Source organism: Methanosarcina soligelidi (genome assembly GCF_000744315.1).
Classification (GTDB): domain Archaea; phylum Halobacteriota; class Methanosarcinia; order Methanosarcinales; family Methanosarcinaceae; genus Methanosarcina; species Methanosarcina mazei.
Genome location: NZ_JQLR01000001.1, coordinates 1,295,813 through 1,316,346 on the forward strand (window position 1 = coordinate 1,295,813; position 20,534 = coordinate 1,316,346).

The 20,534-nt window shown below is 41.3% G+C and carries 15 protein-coding genes; 7 read left to right on the forward strand and 8 right to left on the reverse strand.

All coding sequences use genetic code 11. From position 1 onward, the window contains the following. Nucleotides 1–165 precede the first annotated feature (165 nt). On the forward strand, nucleotides 166–1,725 hold the full coding sequence (locus tag M886_RS05695; protein ID WP_048050847.1) for a DUF362 domain-containing protein: 1,560 nt from the start codon (nucleotides 166–168) through the stop codon (nucleotides 1,723–1,725). A 506-nt stretch (nucleotides 1,726–2,231) separates the two neighbouring features. After that, the gene (locus M886_RS05700) at nucleotides 2,232–2,462 is read left to right on the forward strand and encodes a hypothetical protein (RefSeq protein ID WP_235203879.1); all 231 of its coding nucleotides are present in this window, start codon (nucleotides 2,232–2,234) and stop codon (nucleotides 2,460–2,462) included. 673 nt (nucleotides 2,463–3,135) lie between these two features. On the opposite strand, the gene mtaB is transcribed toward M886_RS05700, so the two are convergent. Together mtaB and mtaC are read right to left on the reverse strand one after the other, a co-directional pair. Then, nucleotides 3,136–4,521 (reverse strand): methanol--corrinoid protein co-methyltransferase MtaB, encoded by a 1,386-nt coding sequence (gene mtaB / locus M886_RS05705; protein ID WP_048050848.1) that lies wholly within the window; start codon nucleotides 4,519–4,521, stop codon nucleotides 3,136–3,138. Between the two features lie 10 nt (nucleotides 4,522–4,531). Then, a complete protein-coding gene (gene mtaC / locus M886_RS05710) occupies nucleotides 4,532–5,308 on the reverse strand; it encodes a methanol--corrinoid protein MtaC (RefSeq protein ID WP_015411985.1) in 777 nt (258 codons plus the stop codon). Nucleotides 5,309–6,230: 922 nt separating this feature from the next. On the opposite strand from mtaC, the gene M886_RS05720 reads away from it, so the two are divergent. The 3 genes from M886_RS05720 (at nucleotide 6,231) to M886_RS05730 (ending at nucleotide 8,688) form a co-directional block, all read left to right on the forward strand. Next, nucleotides 6,231–7,064, forward strand: coding sequence for a helix-turn-helix transcriptional regulator (locus M886_RS05720; protein WP_449288744.1), 834 nt, complete (start codon nucleotides 6,231–6,233; stop codon nucleotides 7,062–7,064). A 212-nt stretch (nucleotides 7,065–7,276) separates the two neighbouring features. After that, a complete protein-coding gene (locus M886_RS05725; protein ID WP_048050851.1) occupies nucleotides 7,277–8,068 on the forward strand; it encodes a helix-turn-helix transcriptional regulator in 792 nt (263 codons plus the stop codon). A gap of 143 nt (nucleotides 8,069–8,211) precedes the next feature. After that, on the forward strand, nucleotides 8,212–8,688 hold the full coding sequence (locus M886_RS05730) for a DNA-deoxyinosine glycosylase (RefSeq protein ID WP_053228870.1): 477 nt from the start codon (nucleotides 8,212–8,214) through the stop codon (nucleotides 8,686–8,688). Nucleotides 8,689–8,779: 91 nt separating this feature from the next. Here the strand turns inward: M886_RS05730 and M886_RS05735 are convergent, their stop codons facing one another. The 6 genes from M886_RS05735 to M886_RS05755 all read right to left on the reverse strand — a co-directional run bounded on the left by M886_RS05735 (nucleotide 8,780) and on the right by M886_RS05755 (nucleotide 16,703). Further along, nucleotides 8,780–8,959: an indolepyruvate ferredoxin oxidoreductase subunit alpha gene (locus M886_RS05735; RefSeq protein ID WP_011033595.1), complete on the reverse strand. Its 180-nt coding sequence runs from the start codon at nucleotides 8,957–8,959 to the stop codon at nucleotides 8,780–8,782. A gap of 243 nt (nucleotides 8,960–9,202) precedes the next feature. Further along, the gene (locus M886_RS05740) at nucleotides 9,203–9,991 is read right to left on the reverse strand and encodes a hypothetical protein (protein WP_084685049.1); all 789 of its coding nucleotides are present in this window, start codon (nucleotides 9,989–9,991) and stop codon (nucleotides 9,203–9,205) included. After that, a complete protein-coding gene (locus M886_RS05745; protein ID WP_048050852.1) occupies nucleotides 9,991–12,081 on the reverse strand; it encodes a bifunctional polysaccharide deacetylase/glycosyltransferase family 2 protein in 2,091 nt (696 codons plus the stop codon). Before M886_RS05745 ends, M886_RS05740 begins: the two co-directional genes overlap by 1 nt. A gap of 1,079 nt (nucleotides 12,082–13,160) precedes the next feature. Beyond that, a complete protein-coding gene (locus M886_RS19070; RefSeq protein WP_235203880.1) occupies nucleotides 13,161–13,850 on the reverse strand; it encodes a hypothetical protein in 690 nt (229 codons plus the stop codon). A 3-nt stretch (nucleotides 13,851–13,853) separates the two neighbouring features. After that, the gene (locus tag M886_RS19075) at nucleotides 13,854–15,083 is read right to left on the reverse strand and encodes an SWIM zinc finger family protein (protein ID WP_235203881.1); all 1,230 of its coding nucleotides are present in this window, start codon (nucleotides 15,081–15,083) and stop codon (nucleotides 13,854–13,856) included. Nucleotides 15,084–15,134: 51 nt separating this feature from the next. Continuing rightward, nucleotides 15,135–16,703, reverse strand: a complete 1,569-nt coding sequence (locus M886_RS05755; RefSeq protein ID WP_048038383.1) for an FAD-dependent oxidoreductase — start codon at nucleotides 16,701–16,703, stop codon at nucleotides 15,135–15,137. 352 nt (nucleotides 16,704–17,055) lie between these two features. Here M886_RS05755 and M886_RS05760 point away from each other — a divergent pair, with 352 nt between their 5' ends. Continuing rightward, nucleotides 17,056–18,255 carry an AAA family ATPase gene (locus M886_RS05760; protein WP_048050853.1) on the forward strand — a complete coding sequence of 400 codons (1,200 nt, stop codon included), beginning with the start codon at nucleotides 17,056–17,058 and terminating at the stop codon, nucleotides 18,253–18,255. Between the two features lie 271 nt (nucleotides 18,256–18,526). Beyond that, nucleotides 18,527–20,524, forward strand: a complete 1,998-nt coding sequence (locus M886_RS05765) for a methyl-accepting chemotaxis protein (RefSeq protein ID WP_048050854.1) — start codon at nucleotides 18,527–18,529, stop codon at nucleotides 20,522–20,524. Nucleotides 20,525–20,534: the final 10 nt, after the last annotated feature.

The following is a 20,534-nucleotide window of genomic DNA, read 5'->3' on the forward strand; positions in this document are numbered from 1 at the left end:
AACTGTAAGGAATATTTCTTCTATTAAGTTTATTTACTTTCCAGTTTCTAAACCTATGTGCTTTTAAATTTGTAATTTGATGCAAAAAAATGACTATGAGTACTTAACATAATCTGAAAGTTTGCTCTACATCCGTAATTATAATGAATAACATCCGGAGATCATATGAAAGATTTTACAACTACTCATTGTAATAATCCTCATGATAAAGTCCGTTCCCATAATCATGGCCATTCTGGAAAAATTCCTTTGAAATACAGGATAAAACATTTGTGGCACAAAATTGAATCCAGTTTTTTCTTCGTAGCTCTTGCAAGCTTATTTTGGTTAATATATAAGTCAGGAACCAAACCCTCAAGAATTGTTTATCCCTGCCAGAGAGTTGCTGCTACAAACCTGAGTACATTTGTAATAGTTGCAGTAGCTTCTCCACTTTATTTGTTTCTAACAAAAATTAGAGGTTTTTTCACTCAGGATTTTAAATTTAGTAGATTATCTCTGTTTACATTAATCCTGGCTTCTATATTTGGATTTGGAGTATTTTTAACTACGAATTACTTTAATGGGCCAGTAGCCTCTCCTGTAGAATCTGGACCTAGAATAAATTCTTCCATTGAATCTGAATCTGGTCAAATTGAATTTACAACAATTCCGGCTGCATATGATTTACCTTCTCCTCATCGAGTTGTAACAGTTCATAATTCAAATGCTTCTACCTGGGAAGGAGAGGGAAATCCTAATAACTACATGAATCAAACTGAAATTGATAAAATGGTAGATTCTGGAATTATGGAATTGACTGGAACAACATCTCCTCAAGAAGGATGGAGAAAGATAATTCCATATACTGCCGGGCAGTCAGTTGTAATTAAAGTGAATTTTAATAATAACTGGCATTTTTCCTCTAATGGGTTCTATTATAATGATGATTCCAATACAAATATGCTTAATTATGCTGCAGTTGTAAATTCCGTAATAAGGGGATTGAAGTCTGCTGGTGTCCCTTCGGAAAAAATATGGATAACTGACCCATCAAGGCCTATACATGATAAATTTAGGGAAAGAATTGAAGATAAGGGAGTGCAGTACTATATAAATCAAAATTGTGAGGCATACATTGAAGGAAGACCAAACGTTTCAGTGACCGGTTATGTTCCAGATGACTCTGTATATGCATCTACAAGCACAGCATATGATGAAAAAATAAGACCTGCTCAAGTGTTTGCTGATGCAACTTATATAATTAATATGCCTCAGTTAAAAGGACATGGAATGAAGAGTGTTGGGAGAGTAACTTTTAGTCTAAAAAATAATTTTGGAAGTGTGTATTATACTGCCGATGCTCTGGGCGATGATCCTGCACATAATGCTCAGCCATTTGCAAAACTTTTGGCAGATATCAATAATAATCCAGTTTTTAGAGAAAAAACAAGATTAGTTGTAGGTGATGGCATAATGGGTAATCCCGATATTAATTATGGTCCGCCTACATTATGGAAGTCATTTGGAAACAAGCCTCCGGAAACACTTTTCTTTGGAGTTGACCCCGTAGCAACAGACTCGGTCATGGTAGATTATGTTAGAAGAGAAGTAGGTTCACAGGCGACAGGTCTTGTCCAATCTTATGCCGCTGAGCTGGGATTGGGAGTTTCAGAGTCCTGGAGTGATCACGAAAATTATACTTACATAGACTATCACCCAATAGACCTCGATAATCAAATATGAACCATTTCTGAGGGAAGACCCAGATGTCTTCCAATCTCTAAACTTTTTTATGTGCACTCGGCTATTTCTTGAGTTCTACCGGTTTCAGGTCATGATCAGGTTTTGATCTAATAGGGTAAATTTCCAGTATTTAATAACAGAAAAATAGAAAAAGTACTTCTAAATTATAATTATGGATTCACACATTTCTAATTTATAATTATAGAATAATACATCTTCAAATTACAATTACGGAATATTTCAAAAAATATTTTGTAATCTTTCAAATAGTCAATATCTTATGTAACTATTAAACCTCAGAATAGTTTTTTCTATTGAATTTATTTACTTATTCTGCTTAATAAATCAGAACGTGGGGGATAGTTTCACACAGAGTTATTAAATTCAATTCCAATATTCGAATTCTACGGACGTTGAAATTAACTCTCAATGTTTTAATTCATCGACATAATGGAATTGAAGATTTTCAAAGGTTTCATAGAATAAACTCATTCGAAGGCGTTTAAATGCTAGTAAGTGTGATATCCAGTGCTGTCTCAATGGTAAACACAACCGGAATTCCTGTATTTGAATACGCAATTGTATTCGGATTGGTTTTATTTCTCCTGCTCAAGGATATCCTCTCAGTATCGGAAGTGCAAAGAAAAACTATAATAAGTTCTTTAAATATGGTGATCGGACCACTGCTGGTACTTTTCATTGCAACTGTTGTCTATAAAATTATAGAAATTTTGTAACTTGATGGCGTTTTCGGGTTTTTTCTTCATATTGGATGGAGTGAAGAGCCTGCGTGTGGAGGTAAAAAAGTTAGCATGGATCAACCTGAAATCCGAAGCCTGATGTTGTTGCAATCATATCCAGGGGGCATGTTTCTCCTTTGATTTACAGGAAATCCTGTCATGAATCGTTTACTGTTCTCTCCTATCTTGAGGCCATAAGTATAATTTTGCTAATCCGTATAATTTGGCTAACAGGAAGTAGGTTGCTATGCCGAAAATAACTATCGTAACCAGTATCAATTTGATTATTGTATTTTCTGGCAATATCATATTATTGAATATGCACTCCAACATTATTAAATTTATTAGTCTGTTTTCCCCGAATAATCCCTGTTTCCAGACCGCAACGTCTTCATGTCTGTTTGTTAATACGTTGTAAATGTGGTCTCACTGTTACAGGAAGTCTGAGAACTCAACATCCAGCCTGTTAAGTTTTGTCGCTGTTTTTTGCGAAGCAGCCTTTTCCTGACTTCATGTATGGCGGAAAACGGGAGTCGATTTATAGATAATAGAAAAGCATGTGGGGATGATGCAGGAGCTATAGAGGCTACACTATATTTTTCATTTCAAAAAATGAGGATAAAAGTGCAGTAAGTGAATTTAAAGAAAAAAGAAAAAGAGAACTGGAGGCTTAGAAGCCGTAGTTCTCCGGGAGGAAGACTTTAACTTCGCTCTTGTATTTTGTGAGGCAGTCGTCCATGAACTTGTCCATATCGTCTGTGAGGGAGTCCAGGGATGCCCTTGCGTCTGCGAGTGCTTTGGTTTCGAACCTGGAGAGCTCGAGCTTGCCTGCTGCACCTTCGCTGACGATGTCGCAGCATGCGATTGCAGCGTTCTTTGCTCTAAGGTAGATGTTGTCTCCGTCTTTGACGATTGCCTGACCGACCTTGTATGCGTTGTCGTATGCAAGCACGTAGGCCTGTGGGTCTCTGTACCTGTCGGAGAGCATGAGAAGGTCCCTGAGTACTTTGTCGTTCTTGGTTTCAAGAGCGGTGTTCATGAGTGCGCAGTCATATGCAAGGGATTCGGACCAGCACTGAACGGTTGTACCACCGAATTCACCGTGGTATTCAACAGACTCGTTGGACCAGCAGTCACAGCACTGCATAATGAGGTTACCCATTACGTCAGAGTGAGCGCAGGTGGAGGTCTTACCTTCCTGGGTCATTGGCATACCGGTGATGGCTTTAATGATAACGTTCTCGTATCCGCAGTCCTTTCCTGGACCAACAGCGCCACACTCGTATGCAACGAGGGACCTGGGTGCGGAAATTGCCCTTGCGAGGATTGCGAGGGTGTGTGCGAGGTTCTTGTCGAGCAGTCCACCGCCGATGAACATTGCTGTGTTTGCCTGGGCACAGTCTGTGTCACCAGCAGAAACAGTTCCGGTCTTCTTTGCGATTGCGGAGATGTCGGACCAGATGAGTTCCATGTCAATGGACCCGAGACAGCCGATTGCGTAGAGCATACCAGCGATGTCGTTCCTGAGAACTGCGTAGTCGAATACTTCCTTACCACCCATTGATTCAACAGACAGGAGGTCTGCGCCAGCCTTTGCGCATTCTTCGAATGCTTCGAGGAAGATGGAGTACTTGTCGCCTCTGAGCTGGAGGAAGTCCCTGTTCTCACGGATGTCACCAATTGTGTGGCGAAGTGCGCACTTTATGCCGTATTCATCGTGGTATTCTTCCATGATGGTCTTCTGGGCGTGTGCAACTTCTGCTCCCCAGGAGGGGTTGTTGGACATCTGCTGAACGTGTTCTGTTTCGAGGATAACTGCCGGGAAACCGACCTGGACCATTCTGGCCATGATGTCAGTGGTGATCCTCTCGTATTCTTTTATGAGTTTTTCCTTGGATGCGCCGGCTTCTGGTCTTGGGGCGTAGTTAACTTCAGGAATTGTGTAACCTGCACCGATTTCAAGGCCGAGTCCTGCTTTTACAGGGTACTTGGATACGCCGAAGGTCATTTCGTCCGCGCTTGCGTATGCCATCTTAGTGAATCTTGTTGCTGCCATTTCACTCACCTCAGTGCTTGTGGAATTTGTCTCTTAATGCTGCAATATCTGTGGTACCTGCAACGATTGCGTCAGCAATCTTGGGGGCGTCAGCGGCCTCTTCACCATATACACCGAGTGCATACTGGGATACGAAGTCCTGGTTAACTGCTCCGCCACCGCATGCGAATGGAATCTTGTATCCTTTCTCGAGAAGTTTGTCGTTAACTTCCTTGAATGCATACATGGTGGTGGTCATGAGTGCAGTACCTGTGACCAGGATTGGGTTGTTTTCAGCAACTGCATTGAGAACTTCATCGACAGGAACGTCCCTTCCGAGGTCAACTACATTGTAGCCGTTTGCTCTGAGGAGGGCTGTAACGATGTTCTTCCCGATGTCGTGAACGTCACCTTCTGCGACGTGGCAGACAACAGTTCCCTTTGTTACAGGAGCAGTTTCGGAGTTTTCCTTACAGAATTCAATACCATCAAGCATGGCGTCAGCGGACATCATGACATTGGGGAGGAAAATGATACCTTCATCGTAGAGTCTTGTGACAACGCCCATGCCGACCATGAGTGCGTCATCGATAAGAGCAATTGGGTCCTTGCCTGCTTTAATTGCTGCTTCGAGACCCTCTATTACGTCGTCTTCTTCTCCTTCGAAGATAGCTTTTGCAATCGGGTAAATAAGTTCGTCCTTAGGATAGAGCTCTTCGGCGGCGTCTTCTGGCGTCATTGCCTTTTCCAGAGCTACATTGTATCTGGTTAATACCTTTTTCAGACTTGCCTCTGTAAAGTCCAACATATTTCTAAACCTCCATTTAGATTTTAACAAAAAGGTCCTTGCCTCTCCGAATCTGCAGTTTCCGGGTTCATAAGGTGCTGGAGGTTCCGGTTTTGCCTCTGTAAAGCTATTTTTCCGTGGCAATACTCTTATCTGGAGTTTTTCTTCTTTGAAGGGCTAAATTCCAGATCTCTACGGTATGTACCGGTGAAAAAATCTTCTTTCTCCTGTTTTCCGGAACTTTTCCTTTTTTAATGTATTGCATGTCAGTACACTGGCATGTGTTTACATCATAATTAGGGGAAATCATCACATATACCATAACCGACGGAAATTTTTTCCTGATTTTTACGAAAAAATGCAGGGTCTAAAATTTTGAGGCTACTTTGCGACTTACTGCCCTCATATTTTCTGGACTTTTATTTTTTGATAAAAGAGCTCTAAATTTTTGAAGTGAATTCTGGGTGACAGTTTCAATGATTTCACTATGTATGTGAATTAAAACAATTTAATTTTTTTTAAACAATGCCATTATTCAGATAAAGCGGTTCAAAAATTTCAATGTTCTTATTTGCCAGATCTCTGTAAATTCTAAAACTAATTTATAAACTTTCAATGTCTTTTCCTTTTTAAATTCCGGCTTATGTTGCTGTTTTTTCTTTAATTTCTCCTTTTCCGTCTAACTTTTTTAATTTCTCTGTTTAACTTCCCTCAGGTTTGTAAATTATTAATCCAAACGCTTTTATATATCTCTGCTTATCGGTTACCTCCAAATATGGCACAAACTTTTCCTCCTGTTCAGCCCGCAGAGAAAGCGAAAGGGTCTCAAATTTTTCTTCCCTGCGGCAAATTTTCTGTGCCGCAAGATCATAAAAAGATCATATATTTTACATTTACAAAAAACAAGATAGAGGTGGTTTGAATTCAACCTGAGTTAATAGATATAGTATTTCGTTCCCAGAAAAGAAGGGATCTACTCCTGCTCCTTGGAGAAGAACCCAGAACAATGGAAGAAATTAAAGTTCTCCTCGATGTTTCTCCCACAGCTATCTTACCTCAGATCAAAAGGCTTGCAGACAGTGACCTGGTTATCCAGAAAAATGGCAGCTATGAATTAACAGATATGGGAGAGCAGGTATTCAAAAAAGTCAGGTCCCTTGTAGATGTACTTTGCCTCGTTGAAAAAGACAACTACTGGATGGAACACGACCTGGATGGAATCCCTCAGTACCTTCTTGACAGGATAGGAGACATCAAGGACTGCAACCCCATCAAAGCGGATCCCAGCCAGATATTCGAACCGAATACAGAACTTCTGGACTTCTTTTCTTCTTCCCGCTATCTTATGGTATTTTCCTCTTTTTACAGGCCTGAATTCCTTCCTCTCTTTTTGAAGCTTGCAAGACTTGAGTCCGATGTTTCACTTATTTTTACGGAATCTGTGCTCGAAAAGTTTCTCCATAACTATGAACGGAAAATACGTAAATTCACCACAATGGACAATACCGAACTTTCTGTCTGTAAGGATGGAGTGAAGATTGCCGAACTCATCGTCTCCGACCGTGGGATGATGATCTCTCTCTTTGACGACCAGGGCAGGTTCTATCATGAGTATATGCACTGTACCGAGCCTCAGGCAATTTCCTGGGCAAAAGAGCTCTTTGATTTCTACAAATCAAGGGCTTTAAAGGTTGTAAGCGAGAAAATCATTGACAGTTTTATATGCACGTCAGAAAACGAGACATTTGTCGAATCCCAGCTTGTAAGCTTTCACTAAATAATGACGATCTCAATAATGAGTCTGGATAATGATGAGCTCGGATAATAATGATCTCAATAACGAGCTCGAATAATGACGGGCTCGAAATACTGAGATGCCTGAAATACTGGCGTGTCAACAGCTTTAATACATGTTTGGAGATTTAAATCCCGAATTAATCATCTTATTACATTGATATCAAACTCCTTTCCGGAGGGAGGCTAAATAGAATGAGTATGGAACTGCAGTTAATAGACACCATTTTTTTTTCGGACAAAAGGAAAAATTTGCTTCTGCTCCTGAAGAACGGGCCAAAAACGATTGAAAAGATAAAGACCGAGCTTGAAGTCAGTTCCAGCCCTATTATGGCTCAGATCCGTATACTTCTTAAAGATGGGCTGCTGGTGCAGAACGAAGATAGTTACGAACTCTCTGTAAAAGGGAAACTTATAGTCCCCAAAATGGAGCCGCTTCTCTCTACTTTCCAGGTATTTGATGAGAACCATGATTACTGGGCAAGGCAGAACCTGCGTACTCTTCCTGCTCACCTGCTGGACAGAATCGGGGAACTGGGCACCTGCAGAGAACTTGTACCTGAGAGAACGCATATCTTCGATTACCCTCCGGAAATTATGGACCCACTTTACAAGTCCAGAATAGTAATGGAAATATCTTCGTTTTTCCGTCCGGGATATCCAGGCCTTTATCTGGATCTCGCGCAAAAAGGGATTGAGGTATCTCTTGTCCTTGAAAGGCCAATATACAGGAAGCTGGTCCGTGACTACAGGAAAGGTGTAGAAGAGTTCCTGAATATGGAGAATACTTCCCTTTTTGTTTGTGGCGACAGGATTGATCTCGCTTCCAGCATTATTACCGACCGGTTCATTTCTTTATCCATGATCTCAAAAGACGGGAGATATTATAACCACGAGATGGTAAGCTTTGAAAAAAGCGCTCTTGAATGGGGCAGGGAACTTTTCGACTACTATAAGGACATGTCTGAGCAGGTTATAAAGATTTGATCCGGTATTGGATTTTAAAAATCCAATACTTATTCAATAAGAATTCAAAATGGGTTTTACACTAATTTAATAGGGACTCTACACTAATTCACTTTTTTTAGGTTCTAAAAATTAAAATATTTCCGAATCAAGTTTTCTTTACCATGATAAAAAGAGGGTTTCCTCCAGTTCTCGATAATAATACTGAGATTCTTATTCTGGGGTCACTTCCCGGCGACGAGTCTTTGAGGAGGCGGCAGTATTACGGGCATCCGGGCAATGATTTCTGGAGGCTGGTCGGTAATGCAATAGGAGAGAATCTCCAGGATATGGATTATGAAACAAGGCTTATAACTCTCAAACGCCACAGAATAGGGCTCTGGGATGTTTTTAAAGCCGGAAAAAGGGAAGGAAGCCAGGACTCAAACATAAGAGAAGAAGAGGTAAATCAGTTTTCTGAATTAAAAGAGATGGCACCGGAACTGAAGAAGGTATTTTTTAATGGCAAGGCATCAGGAAGATATGAGCCGGTTCTCAGTGCAATGGGCTATGAGACAAAGGTTCTGCCTTCTTCAAGTGGAATAAACCGGCGAAATGTAAAAAAAAGGGAGTCTGAATGGGAAAATGCCCTGAAGAGCTGAAAAATATACTTTTCAGCTTTCCCATTCTTTTTCCTTAATTCAATTGGTGAGGTTTCTTTTTCAGAGTGTATCTTTAACTGTAAATCCTGTATTATTCGACCTTTATGGCTCCTATGGGACAGACATCTTCACAGGCCCCGCAGTCTACACATTCATCCTCATCCACTACCGCACAACCTTCATCTTCGTCAATAATGATTGCTTCTACAGGACATTCATCTACGCAGGTCCCGCATCCGGTGCATTCTTCTTTGTTGACTTTTGCTACCATTAATTTCCACTCCTTATTCAAATAGCATTCTTTATTGTATTCGGACTGTTTTTTTGAATCAAAACCAGAAATCAGAATCCAGGTTAACTCACCAAACTCAATTTTTATTGAGCGTTTTTTATATATAAAAATTTGCTTTACTTCCACTTCGTTTCCTGATGATCCGTCCTTTATTCATTCTCTGAAGGCATTATGGTCCGTATTTAAGTTTCAAAGTAGAGATATTTTGATATCCAATATTTATCAGACTATATGCAAGATATACTGCGTATTCGGAGCTGCAGCCATGATACTATCATGAGATGCTGTTGGCGGGGTGCTGGAGGAATAACCTGTATATATTCCTGCTGATGTATAATGGCTCGCAAGATTTCCATATTCTCTCATGAGTGTTGTTTGAGTAGCTTTCTCTCCATCATATAGGATGACAACATCTTCTGCATCATCTGGGAAATAGGTGTAATCTTTAAAATAAGTCAGAAACAGTTTAAATTCCGGATTGTATTTTTGGACCCTGTTTAACCAGAGGTTACGCTCTTCATTGCTGACATGACACGGGTTCCCGGTCAATTTCCATTCCATATCAATATTTACACCTATTATGCTTTCATGATGACCATACCTTGTAAGTATAATGTCAATCAAATCTGCTACATCAGCATTATTAGGCTGAATTGAAAGGATCACCTTCAAGCCATCTTCATCGAATTTTTTAAGGTGTGGCTCTACCTGATCAGTCTGACTGTAGCTGTAAACATTTTCACTTTTTTCAAAAGGATATGGCAGGTATGTAAGCTCATTTGCATGAGCCTGGGCAACGACCAGATCAATCACTGCATTTTCTCCCCCAAACCTCTTAGCAGCCGCAGACCACTCTTCAGCAGGTTTTGTAAAATTACAATTATTCCATATTCCTTCCGAATATTCTGATCGCGGAGGACCTTCGTTAACCGGGTGTAAATAAAATAGAATTATAACTAAAATTAAGGGTATTGGCCCTGCTAAAAAATATTTTTTGTAGTCTTTTTTCATTACCTCACCACAAAGCTCTTTGCACCGAATTTAACTTTTACTCCTTTACCTGTCAGGTAGCACAGGAAAAGGCTGCTGATTACTACTACTTTTATTGTTGCATAGATCAATACATAAGGTATCAACATTAGTAATAATCTTTTGTCTGTGGCAAATAATGGGCCAATATATATAATGTACAGCATTATAGAGAATGCAAGGCACAGGATTCCACTCATCAGTATCATTGGAATGTTGTCATACTGAAGGATTAAGTATGGTATTGACATGATCAGGATGATTGAACAAATCCCTGTTATATATCCTGAATAATTGAATATCATCCACGGATTCTTCATTGCCCATTTTTTGTGGAGTCTCCATAACTGGAGATTTCCATACCACCATCTCTTCCTCTGTTTATACCACCCTTTAACAGTCTCAGGTGCGTCAGTGTAGACTATTGCTTCTGGTTCTTGAATAATTTTAATTGAGTTTTTAAGAGCCTTAATCGTAAAGTCAGCATCTTCAACTATGGTCTCGTTACTGAAGCTAATTACATCACACACTTTGCGCCTGACAGCAGTGAGAGGGCCAGGGCATACAAGGATGCTGCCTGACAAGCCCTGAAGGTGGCGGATAATCTCCTGTTCGGTACGATATTCAATCATCTGGAAATACTTCATGATTCCTTTTTTTCCCCGGTTATCATGAATAAACACGTTTCCTGCCACCATCTGGGCTTCTTCATTCTCATTGAGACATTTCACCAGAGAACTCACAGCATTCGGTGCCATATAAGAATCTGAATCCGTAAAGATCAGAATGTCTCCTTTTGCAATCTCAATAGCTTTATTAAGAGCGTTTGCTTTTCCTCCGTTAACTTTAAGGTCGAGAAGTTTTACAGGATACTTTGAAATAATCTCTGCAGTTCGATCGCTGGAGCCGTCATTAACAGCGATCACTTCCATTTTTCCCTTATAGTCTTGATTAAGAATAGATTGAAGGCATTTCCCTATTGATTTCTCTTCATTATAAGCCGGGGAAATAACGGAGACTAATATTGGACCTTTCGTGTTTGGATCTTTTGGATCTCGGCCATCCTCAAGTAAATACCTGTTTTGTTTCCTATTTTTGTGCCACTTCGATAACAATTTCCATGTTGCAAAAAATGAAAGTGGCAACAATGAGGTTATGATAAAGAACCAGAAGTAAACCCCCATAATCCTGTTTATATTTATGTTCCCGATAGCAGGGTTGTCTCCTTTTCCTGCTCCCGCAGGAATTACTGCAAATGCAACCTGTCCAACTGATTCGTATTGGGTCAACTGGGCCATGTCAGAGACCATTTCTGGTCTGGTATTCACCTCGACATCATCTACCCTGATGGTGATATTTCTCTCATTGGTCGATGATAAGTAATCAGTGATAAACTGCTTCGTATAAGGATTCCAGTCCTGTGCATGGAGCAGAATCGTTGTCGGATTATCCTCCCTTATTTGCTCAGAAGCCTCCTGGTATCGGGAATCTTCTAAACTTTCCATTTCACGCCAGTTCCATGTATATTCGTTCCTGTAGGTTCCATCGGTTTCGAGCACAGGTAACTCTGTTGGGATCCCGTTGCTCTCTATTTCCCGTTTTAGTGATGCATCTATTGTTCCATGAATAGGTTCTTCTGGAAGGATGAATGCCACAGGAACAATCCCGGCTTTTTCAAAGACGTATTTTCCTTTTTCTATATTTTCTTTTATCTGCAATGGCGTTAGAGTTGAATAATCTTCATGTGCCCATCCATGCATTGCAAGAAGAACTCCTCTATCCTGCGCATTCCTCAGTGCGTCAAGAAGCTCTGGTTCTTCCAGGATAGTAACACTGCCGGGAGTACCATTATTTAAGTGGTTAATTCCCTCGTAAAGAAATAATCCGATTGAAAGAGTGATTAATACAGCCAGAATTAATGAGGCAACAGGTATCAATTTATTTACGCTATTGCCGGAAGAATCAGAGAATTTTTTATCGCTCTTCTCTTTTCTTCCAAATATAGTCTCCGGTCGATTTATTACTTCTGTTTTTTGAAATTTTACAAAATCTCCGATACGTTCTTTAACCATCTCGAACCCCACCAAGCATCTTACTGAGCTGACTGCTCAATTGGTAACAGATTTTAAAGGGAAATTTTAACGCAAACCTATGATAGCAGGCATCTGTTTTATTCTGGAAATCTCAATTTTTATGCACTGATCTGACGGATCTCTTCATTGTGGTTCACAACCGGCAAAAGATCATAATCACAGCTATGCGAGATATCTTCAGATAAAACAGCACATTTATTTGGAGGCAGAAATCGCATTGGTAAACGTGGATTTATCCCTCTTAAAGATCCAGACCATCTCTACAGTACCCACTATGTACTGATCTGTCTCCATAAAAGCACCCTTCTCACTCAGGTAAAAAACTGCAGAGCATTATCTCTATATTTTTCCCGGTAAACAGGGTAATATACTCGTTAATCCACAGTTACAGGATGCTGCAACTCCGCTAAATGTGATCAGGCAGGTTTCCAGTACCCGGATTTAGTTAAAATCCTCAAATTCCCCACTCCTCTTCCCTATTTATAATCTGATATATTTGCCTGAGATCAAATAGGGAAGTATAATCTCTAATACTTCTACCTCTTCCCAAAGCTTCCTATATGATCTCAACATTGTCTAAATTTACTGATAATTAGTATGAATCTTAATTATTTAATAGTTTTCTGTATAAACTTAATGCTCCAGTTTCACCTGCACAAGCGCGATAATTTATACAGTTGCCATGTATGAATTATTTTTTCTCTTCTTTGAAACGGCGTAACGTAGTGTTTTTTTGAGGCAAAAAATAGAAATGACTCGGAAATAGCTACAAAGGCTTTTGGCTTTTCTCTCAAATGCTGATAAAAATTAATTCTGAAATACATAAATCATGTAAAAAAATGTATATAGAATGATTCAAGTTAAGTATAAAACCGGTTGAAGAATAAAAATATCTCCGGTTATTTAAATACTCATTTTCTTCCTATTTTTAATGAAAATGAGAATGCAGAAGGCTTGGATTTTAGATTTTCATTGGTGCTGCTTACCTGTTTATGGTGCTGCTTACCTGTGTATTCCTGACTTTAAAGAGGAGATGCTGATGCTTCTCCTCTTATTATTTATACCTTTATGATCCTGTCTTCTCCAAGTGTATCCAGAATCCCAAGAAGCTTCTTTTTACGGCTGTTTGCCTCCTTTATCTCAGAGAGATAATTCTCCCATTCTTCTTTTTTTCCGCTGGCTTCGAATGTTTCTTTTATTTTTCTAATGTATGCGGACGCCTCTTCATACGAGCCCACTTTTGCTTCCGAAATCAGCTTTTCTGCAAGGCTTTTCCATATTTCAAGCGCAACTTCAGGATACTTTTCCTTCACCGAATTTGCAATTTCGCTTTCGGAGATTGAATGCCAGTATCCCTGGGATTCTTCTCCGCTTTTTTTAAGCTCCTCATACCAGTGGATAACTTCCTGTGGGTCCTCTTCCTGAATTGCTATCTTTATCAGCAGGTCAAATACAGGAGTTTTGATCTTTTTTAATAACTCCTTCTCCAGAAGCCCTGTTTTCGGGAGAACCCCGGGAAGGATCGAAGCTTTTTCTTTATTTTTACCCTTACTGGCTGGGAGTTTTCCATTTTTCAGGTACCTGATGGCAGCCTCCCGGACTTCTTCCCATTTTCCCGCCTTCTTTGCTCCTTCCTGCATGCTAGAATAGCTGGATATGTCTGGATGCCTGAAAAACTCTTCTGTTTCAAGGGCAGACACAAAAAGCCAGTCTCCTTCCCCTTCTTTAATCTCAAGAAGGATCTGCAAGAGCTAATGGGCAGTCTCAGTTTCATGTTCTCTGGTCTCTTTAATCCCCCTGTAGATCCATTCTTCTGCTTTCTCTCTCTTCCCTGAGTCAAGCAGCACCCTTACCAGCCGGATGTAATTTCCTGTTTTTTTGGCTTCTTTTTCACATAACGGGATTACCTCCTCAAAGAGCCCGGATTTTTCAAGAGCATAAACCAGCCTGTCAACAGCATAGTCTCTCTGCCAGAGGGAGTCATAAAGGGGATTTTCTGTCTTTTCAGCTTCTTTTAGCTTGATCTTAAGGGATTCTGAAAAACGCCTCCATTCTTCGGGAGTAAAGTCTTTTTCCCAGAAACCGTGTTCATTAAGAATATTGTAATTGTCTCTGAGTTCAATTTCAAGCATATAAAGCATTTTTTCGTGAGCAGGAATTGAAGAACGGGTCAGAGCTTTAAAAACCACGTCCATGCAAAATGATATTTTTGTTCCTATCTCCCCTTCTTCATCATAATCCGCAATTTTTTCGTATCTGTCCATCAGCTCTTTTCCGATATCAAGAAGTTCATCAGGGTGTCCCGAATCGAGCAGGCTTTCCAGCCCTACCTGCACGTCTAAAAAATCAGGGACATCCATTTCATAATCCGCATACTCAAAATCTCCGGCTTCTTCCAGAAGCTCGTCAAGTTCGGAGTAGACTTCCCCTACAATTTCTTCCACGTTTTCTGCTGAGAGAGTTTGCCTTTCTTTGAGATACTTTCCAAGCCCGGTATCCTTTTCTGCAAATGTCACCAGTATTTCGATCAATTCCGTCCTGGTCAGACGCTGCAGGTACTCACGGAGAGCCCTGGCTGATGACTCTTCTTCTCCGAGGGCAGAGATTTCATCTCCGGTATATTCCTGTCTGGCTCTTGCAACGAAAGGGTCTTCTTCGGAAGCAATCAGAACCTCTTCTCCCTGCTCTGCAAGTTCAAGGTATTCAAGTACCGCTGCAACCCCATGTTTGCAGTCGTGCCCCACAGGACAGGTACAGACCGAACTCAATTTCCCGTCTTTCAGGAAAATTTCCGTAAAATAATCAGATGTCCCTTCTACCAGGGCTACAAGGCTGCCTTCAGGGGTTCGCTTTATCTCTTTAACCCTCTCTTCTTCCTGGTACTTTATCCCCTTTGCAGTTGCCTTCCCTCCTGCCCAGTCCTGCAGGTCACTCCACTTTAATTCCTCAAAGGGATCGGAATTTTTATTTTCTGGTGGCATAAACTATTATTTCAGCATATTCATATAAAAATAGGAATTACGAATTGTTTCTTATGTATGAATATTATTTTTGTCCTGTCCCCTGATTTTCTTTTCCGAAAGCCCGTAAACAGCAGGGCTGTGAATTACCTCGCCAGTTGCTTTATATCGAGAACCGTGACAGGGACAGTCCCATGTCTTTTCTGCATCGTTCCAGGAAACGATACATCCCAGGTGTCTGCAGGAGGGATCGAGAGTATAAAGTACCCCGTTTCTGTCCCTGTACGCTGCCACTCTTTCCCCCTCTATTTTGACGATTGCACCTTCCTCCGGGCCAATCTGAGACGCTTCTTTATGAGTGGGCAGTATCCTGTCGCCCACAAAGCCCTTGGTGGCTTCCACAGCCTGAGAGAGCAGGGTTTTAGCCGATTCCACAGGCTTGAACCGTGAAGGGTCATACACCTCTTCCCAGGGGTTGTACTTCTCGCGGATCATGTCTTTAATGATCATTGCTGCAACCGTGCCCATGGTCATGCCCCATTTTTTGAACCCTGTTGCAAGAAATATGCTGTCATTACCTGAGGTTTGCCTTCCAATATAGGGAATATGGTCAATGCTTATGGCATCCTGGCTGGACCAGCGGTAATCAATGGAATCTACGGAATATACGGACCTTACCCATTTCTCAAGATTCTGGTAGCGAGAAATTTCGTGTTCTTCTTCACCTGTCCTGTGGCCCTCTCCGCTCACGAGAATAAGTTCTCCTTTATCCGTACTCTGCGAGCGCAGGGAACGGACTGGCTCTTCGGCGTTTATGAACATCCCATCAGGAAAAGGATCTCTAATCCTTACCCCAAGAACATATGAGCGGGACTGGTAAAGGCGCTGGAAAAACAGCCCTGGCCTGTCGTGGATCGGATAATGCATTGCCTGAACAACTTTGTGTGCGCGTATGGTCCCCTTATCCGTTGTTATTGTTACAGGCTCCTCCCCTTCTATTTTCAATGCTCTTGTATTCTCAAAGATGTGGCATCCGCCCTCATGAATTTGCTCTGCCAGCGCGTTGAGGTATTTTACAGGGTGGAACTGTGCCTGATTATTAAAGCGGACTGCTCCATACGTTTTAAAAGGCAAGGGAAGATTTTCTTCAAATGAAGCAGGAAGCCCAAGATTCCGGGCTGTCTGAGCTTCATTCTGGATTTTATTGGTAGAGTCTTCGGACCCTGCATAGACATATGAAGGCTTGCGGACAAAATCGCAGTCTATCTTTTTTGAAGCCACTATCGAAGCTATCTTTTCCAGGGCTGCCTGATTGGACTCTGCATACTGCTGCGCCTGCCTTTTTCCAAATTTTGAGAGCAGGCGGTCATAGATCAGGCTGTGCTGAGATGTAACTTTGGCTGTGGTGTGTCCGGTAACTCCTCTCAGGATTCGGCCCGCTTCAATCACTGCAATGGACGAAAAACCTGCTTCTTTTAACAGGTAAGCCGTTGTGAGCCCTGCTATTCCTCCTCCGATTATTGCAATATCAACTCTGATGTCCCCTTTAAGCGCAGGATAGCTGGGCTCGGGTACAGTTGCCAGCCAGTATGATTCTGCCCTGCCGGGCAGGATATAATCGTATTCCCTCTTGCTTTCCATATTTTTCACCAGTATAATTTTTCCCGGGTTTCTACTCCTCTGAACGCTCTTACCGGTCGGATTTAAATTCAGCCAGGTCTAAAAGCAGGCTTCGTCAATGTTTTTTCAGGTCAGTGCAGTCCACCCACTCCCATTTTTCCCTGCACTTCTTCCAGAATATATGGTATAAAATTATCTAATTAAATATTATAAAAATCAATAGTAATATTAACTCAGGTATTTTTCGTTTAAGCAAAATTGATTAAAATAAATAGAACCGGTTAAAACAGGAAGAGCTGGTCAACACAAAAATACTGGTCAAAATACAGGATTGATCAAATAAGCAGAATTTAAGAAAAGTGAGGGATGTCATATGAGGTACCTTGTATTTTTGAGGGGGATACCCGGATCCGGCAAATCGACTTTTGTTAAAGAAGAAGGGCTTGAACCTTACACTATTTCCTCGGACACAGTCCGGCTTCTTATAAAACCCCCGGTACTTTCCGTTGCCGGACAACCAGTTACTTCCCAGAAAATCAACCGCAGGGTATGGGGGCTTATTTATTCGCTTATTAAATGCCGCATGGAAGAGGGTGAATTTACAGTCCTTGATGCAACCAATGCAGGAAATGCTGACATAGCAAAGTACAGGTCTCCTGTTAAAGCTTACAGGTATGAAGCTTTTTGCGTTGATTTTTCTGATGTGTCTCCTGAACTTGCAAAGGAAAGAAACATGGGAAGGCCTGCATATGAGATCGTACCTGAGACTGTAATAGAAGAGATGTATGCTATAATCAAAAGGCAGAGCGTACCTTCATTTGTTACGGTAATAAAGCCTCATGAATTCCGCAAAAGGCTGCAGTATAATACTCCTGATTTCTCTAACTATAAAAAAATTCACCACATCGGGGATATAAACGGCAGTTATACAGCCCTGATGAAATACCTTTCATGCGGACTGGGCGACAATGACCTGTATATCTTTCTTGGAGATTATGCAGGCAGGGGAAATGAAAATTCCAGAGTCGTTAAGTTCCTTGTCTCAATCATGTGCAGGGATAATGTGGTTCTGCTTGAAGGAGATAATGAAAAACGCCTTTGCCGCCCTGCAGCCGGTGAGAAGCAGACACGGATAGAAGATTTTTCTGATACCACAGGTATTCTGAAAGAACTTGAAAGAGAAGGGGCTTTGCAGGATGCCCTTAAACTATGCGGGAAAACAGTGCCCTGCGTTTACTATAAGTTCCATGACAAATCCGTGCTTGTAACTCACGGAGGCCTGAGCAGCCTTCCTGAAAACCTGATTTTTATGGGTGCTGAACAGATGATTAACGGCGTGGGAGAGCCTGAAGACGTTTTCCTGGTCGCTGAAAATTTCAACAAAAATACGAATGAGAATACCTATCAGGTGCATGGTCACAGGAACCCTGAAAATCTCCCGGTAAAAAACGGCAGAACGTTTAATTTATCCGATGAAAGCAGAAAAGGAAGTTTTCTCAGAACTCTGACGCTCGACAGAGAAGGGTTTGACTGGCAGTGTATCCGGAAAAAAAATAGTTTTATACAATTATAATTTTTATGTAGTAATTCTAAATTAACTGTCTAATGATAAAACAGGGATCAGTTTGCATAATATATAGATAATTAGTATGAGTACGCAGATCCCCAGTAGCTTTGATTCGATATCAAACTGAACCATACTAAGAATAGGTGTTCTTTGTATAAATATTTGCCCAGTTTTTCCTGCTGAAATCCGGCATCTTTTTATACTTCCCTATATACTTAAATACTCCCTTGATTTATATTATCTGTTAATATATAACTTCTCAGGGGCTAGATTGGTCATGGCTTTACAGAATAGCGATTTAAAACTGAATGAGTCGGCAGACTCTTCGAATAAATTTAATGAAGATGCAGATACTGGAACCATAGAGACAGGCTGGCTGATAGATAACCTGCCAGTAACTGTTTTCAGAGTCTCAAATGAATCTTCATGGCCTATTTGTTATATCAGTAAAAGTGTGGAAGTACTCACCGGCTACCCGGCAGCGGAATTTCTTTCCAGGAGACTTTCATGGTCAGATATTGTTTTTCCGGAGGACGTTTCCAGAATCGATGCTGCTATAGAGAACTCAATGAAAACCAGGAGTCCTTATCAGGTCGAATACAGGATCCAGAAATCCTGTGGCGATACGGTATTTGTTCAGGAGCAGGCCCGTCTGGTGAATGATGAACATGGCAATATAGCTTATATTGACGGCGTGTTTCTGGACGTTACCCCCCAGATAAAACGAAGAGAAGAGTCACAGAGGGCGATTGTCAGCAGCATACCCAGGCCGTCACTTGCGCTTTATGTGGACGCTTCCGGGAAAATAAAGTACATTAATGAGTATTTTTTGGAAATCTGCAGGTTTAAGAGTGCTGACGAAGCCACTGGCAGGTCCCCTTCCGAATTACTGGACACCAGTTCCAGAAGGACGCTTGCTGAGAAGGTGATGGAAACCGGAGAAGGTATCTATAATGTAGAGAAATCCATCAAATTCAAAGCTCTGGATAAACCTCTATTTACCGTGCTTTCAGCAGTGCCTGTAAAAGATGAAACCGGAACTATTGCTGGAAGCCTTATGGTAATAACAGATATGACCGAGATGAAAGACCGGGAAACAGAGGTCAAGGAAATTTTAAACTACACCAGCAGTTGCCTGAAAAATCTTGGAGACGGAATCCAAAAAATAAGTGAAGGAGCTCTCGACGTTCATCTTGAGAAAATCAAAGACGATGACTTCGGTGATACTTTTGATGAATTTAACAGGCTTGTCAATAATTTGAAATCTGTTATTGAGAATGTCCTCGAAGATATGCTTACTACTCTTGAAGAAGCCCGCCAGTCAGAAGAAGCTGTTAACCAGATGAACATGGGGATGCAGCAGATCTCAACTGCTGCAGAGCAGATCGCAACCGGTTCCGAAAACCTTTCCAGGCATGCAGGCATAGCAGCTTCTGATATAAAAGCTTCTCAGGAGATCTTTAAAAAGCTGAGCGAATCCTCCACGCAGTCTTCCAGTTATGCTTCCCATGCTGACAAAACCAGCGATGAAGCCCAGGGGCTCAGTAATACGGCGCTCGAAGAAGTGGAACAGCTTGTTGCGGGAATTTCCCAGCTGGGAGACATCGTCCACTCTCTTGATGATGCTGTTTATAACATCGGAGCCGTCACAGGAAAAATCAAGTCCATTGCCGACCAGACCAACCTCCTGGCTTTAAATGCAGCTATCGAAGCAGCACGAGCCGGAGAATACGGCAGGGGTTTTGCTGTCGTTGCTGACGAGGTCAGGAAACTTGCAGCAGATTCGAGAAAGAGCACTGACGAAATAAATGAGATTGTTACAAACGTCCAGAAAGAGACCAGAAAAGTTACAGACGCCATCAACACAGCAGACAGCCAGGCGAAAAATGGGAGCAAGAACATTAAACAGGCCCTGAATAAGAGCCATGAGATTGTCGATGCTGTTGCCACTATAAACTTCATGCTTGCTGAGCTTGACAGGCTTGCGGAAGAAGGACTTATCAAGATCGAAAATATTGAGAAAAGCATAAGTGAGACCGCTTCAACAGCAGAAGAAAATGCTGCAAGCAGTGAAGAGACCTCAGCTGCAATTGAAGAGCAGACAGCTGCAATGCAGCAGGTCAGTACCTCTGTACAGAATGTCAGCGGGCTTGCCCGGAGGACGGTTGATACCCTTTTTGAGAACTTTAAAGTCTCAGGAGAACAGAAGAACAGTCAGCCTTCTTTTGATAAAACACACACTTTTAATGAAAAAAGAAATCCAAAATTATATTGAAATAGAGCCC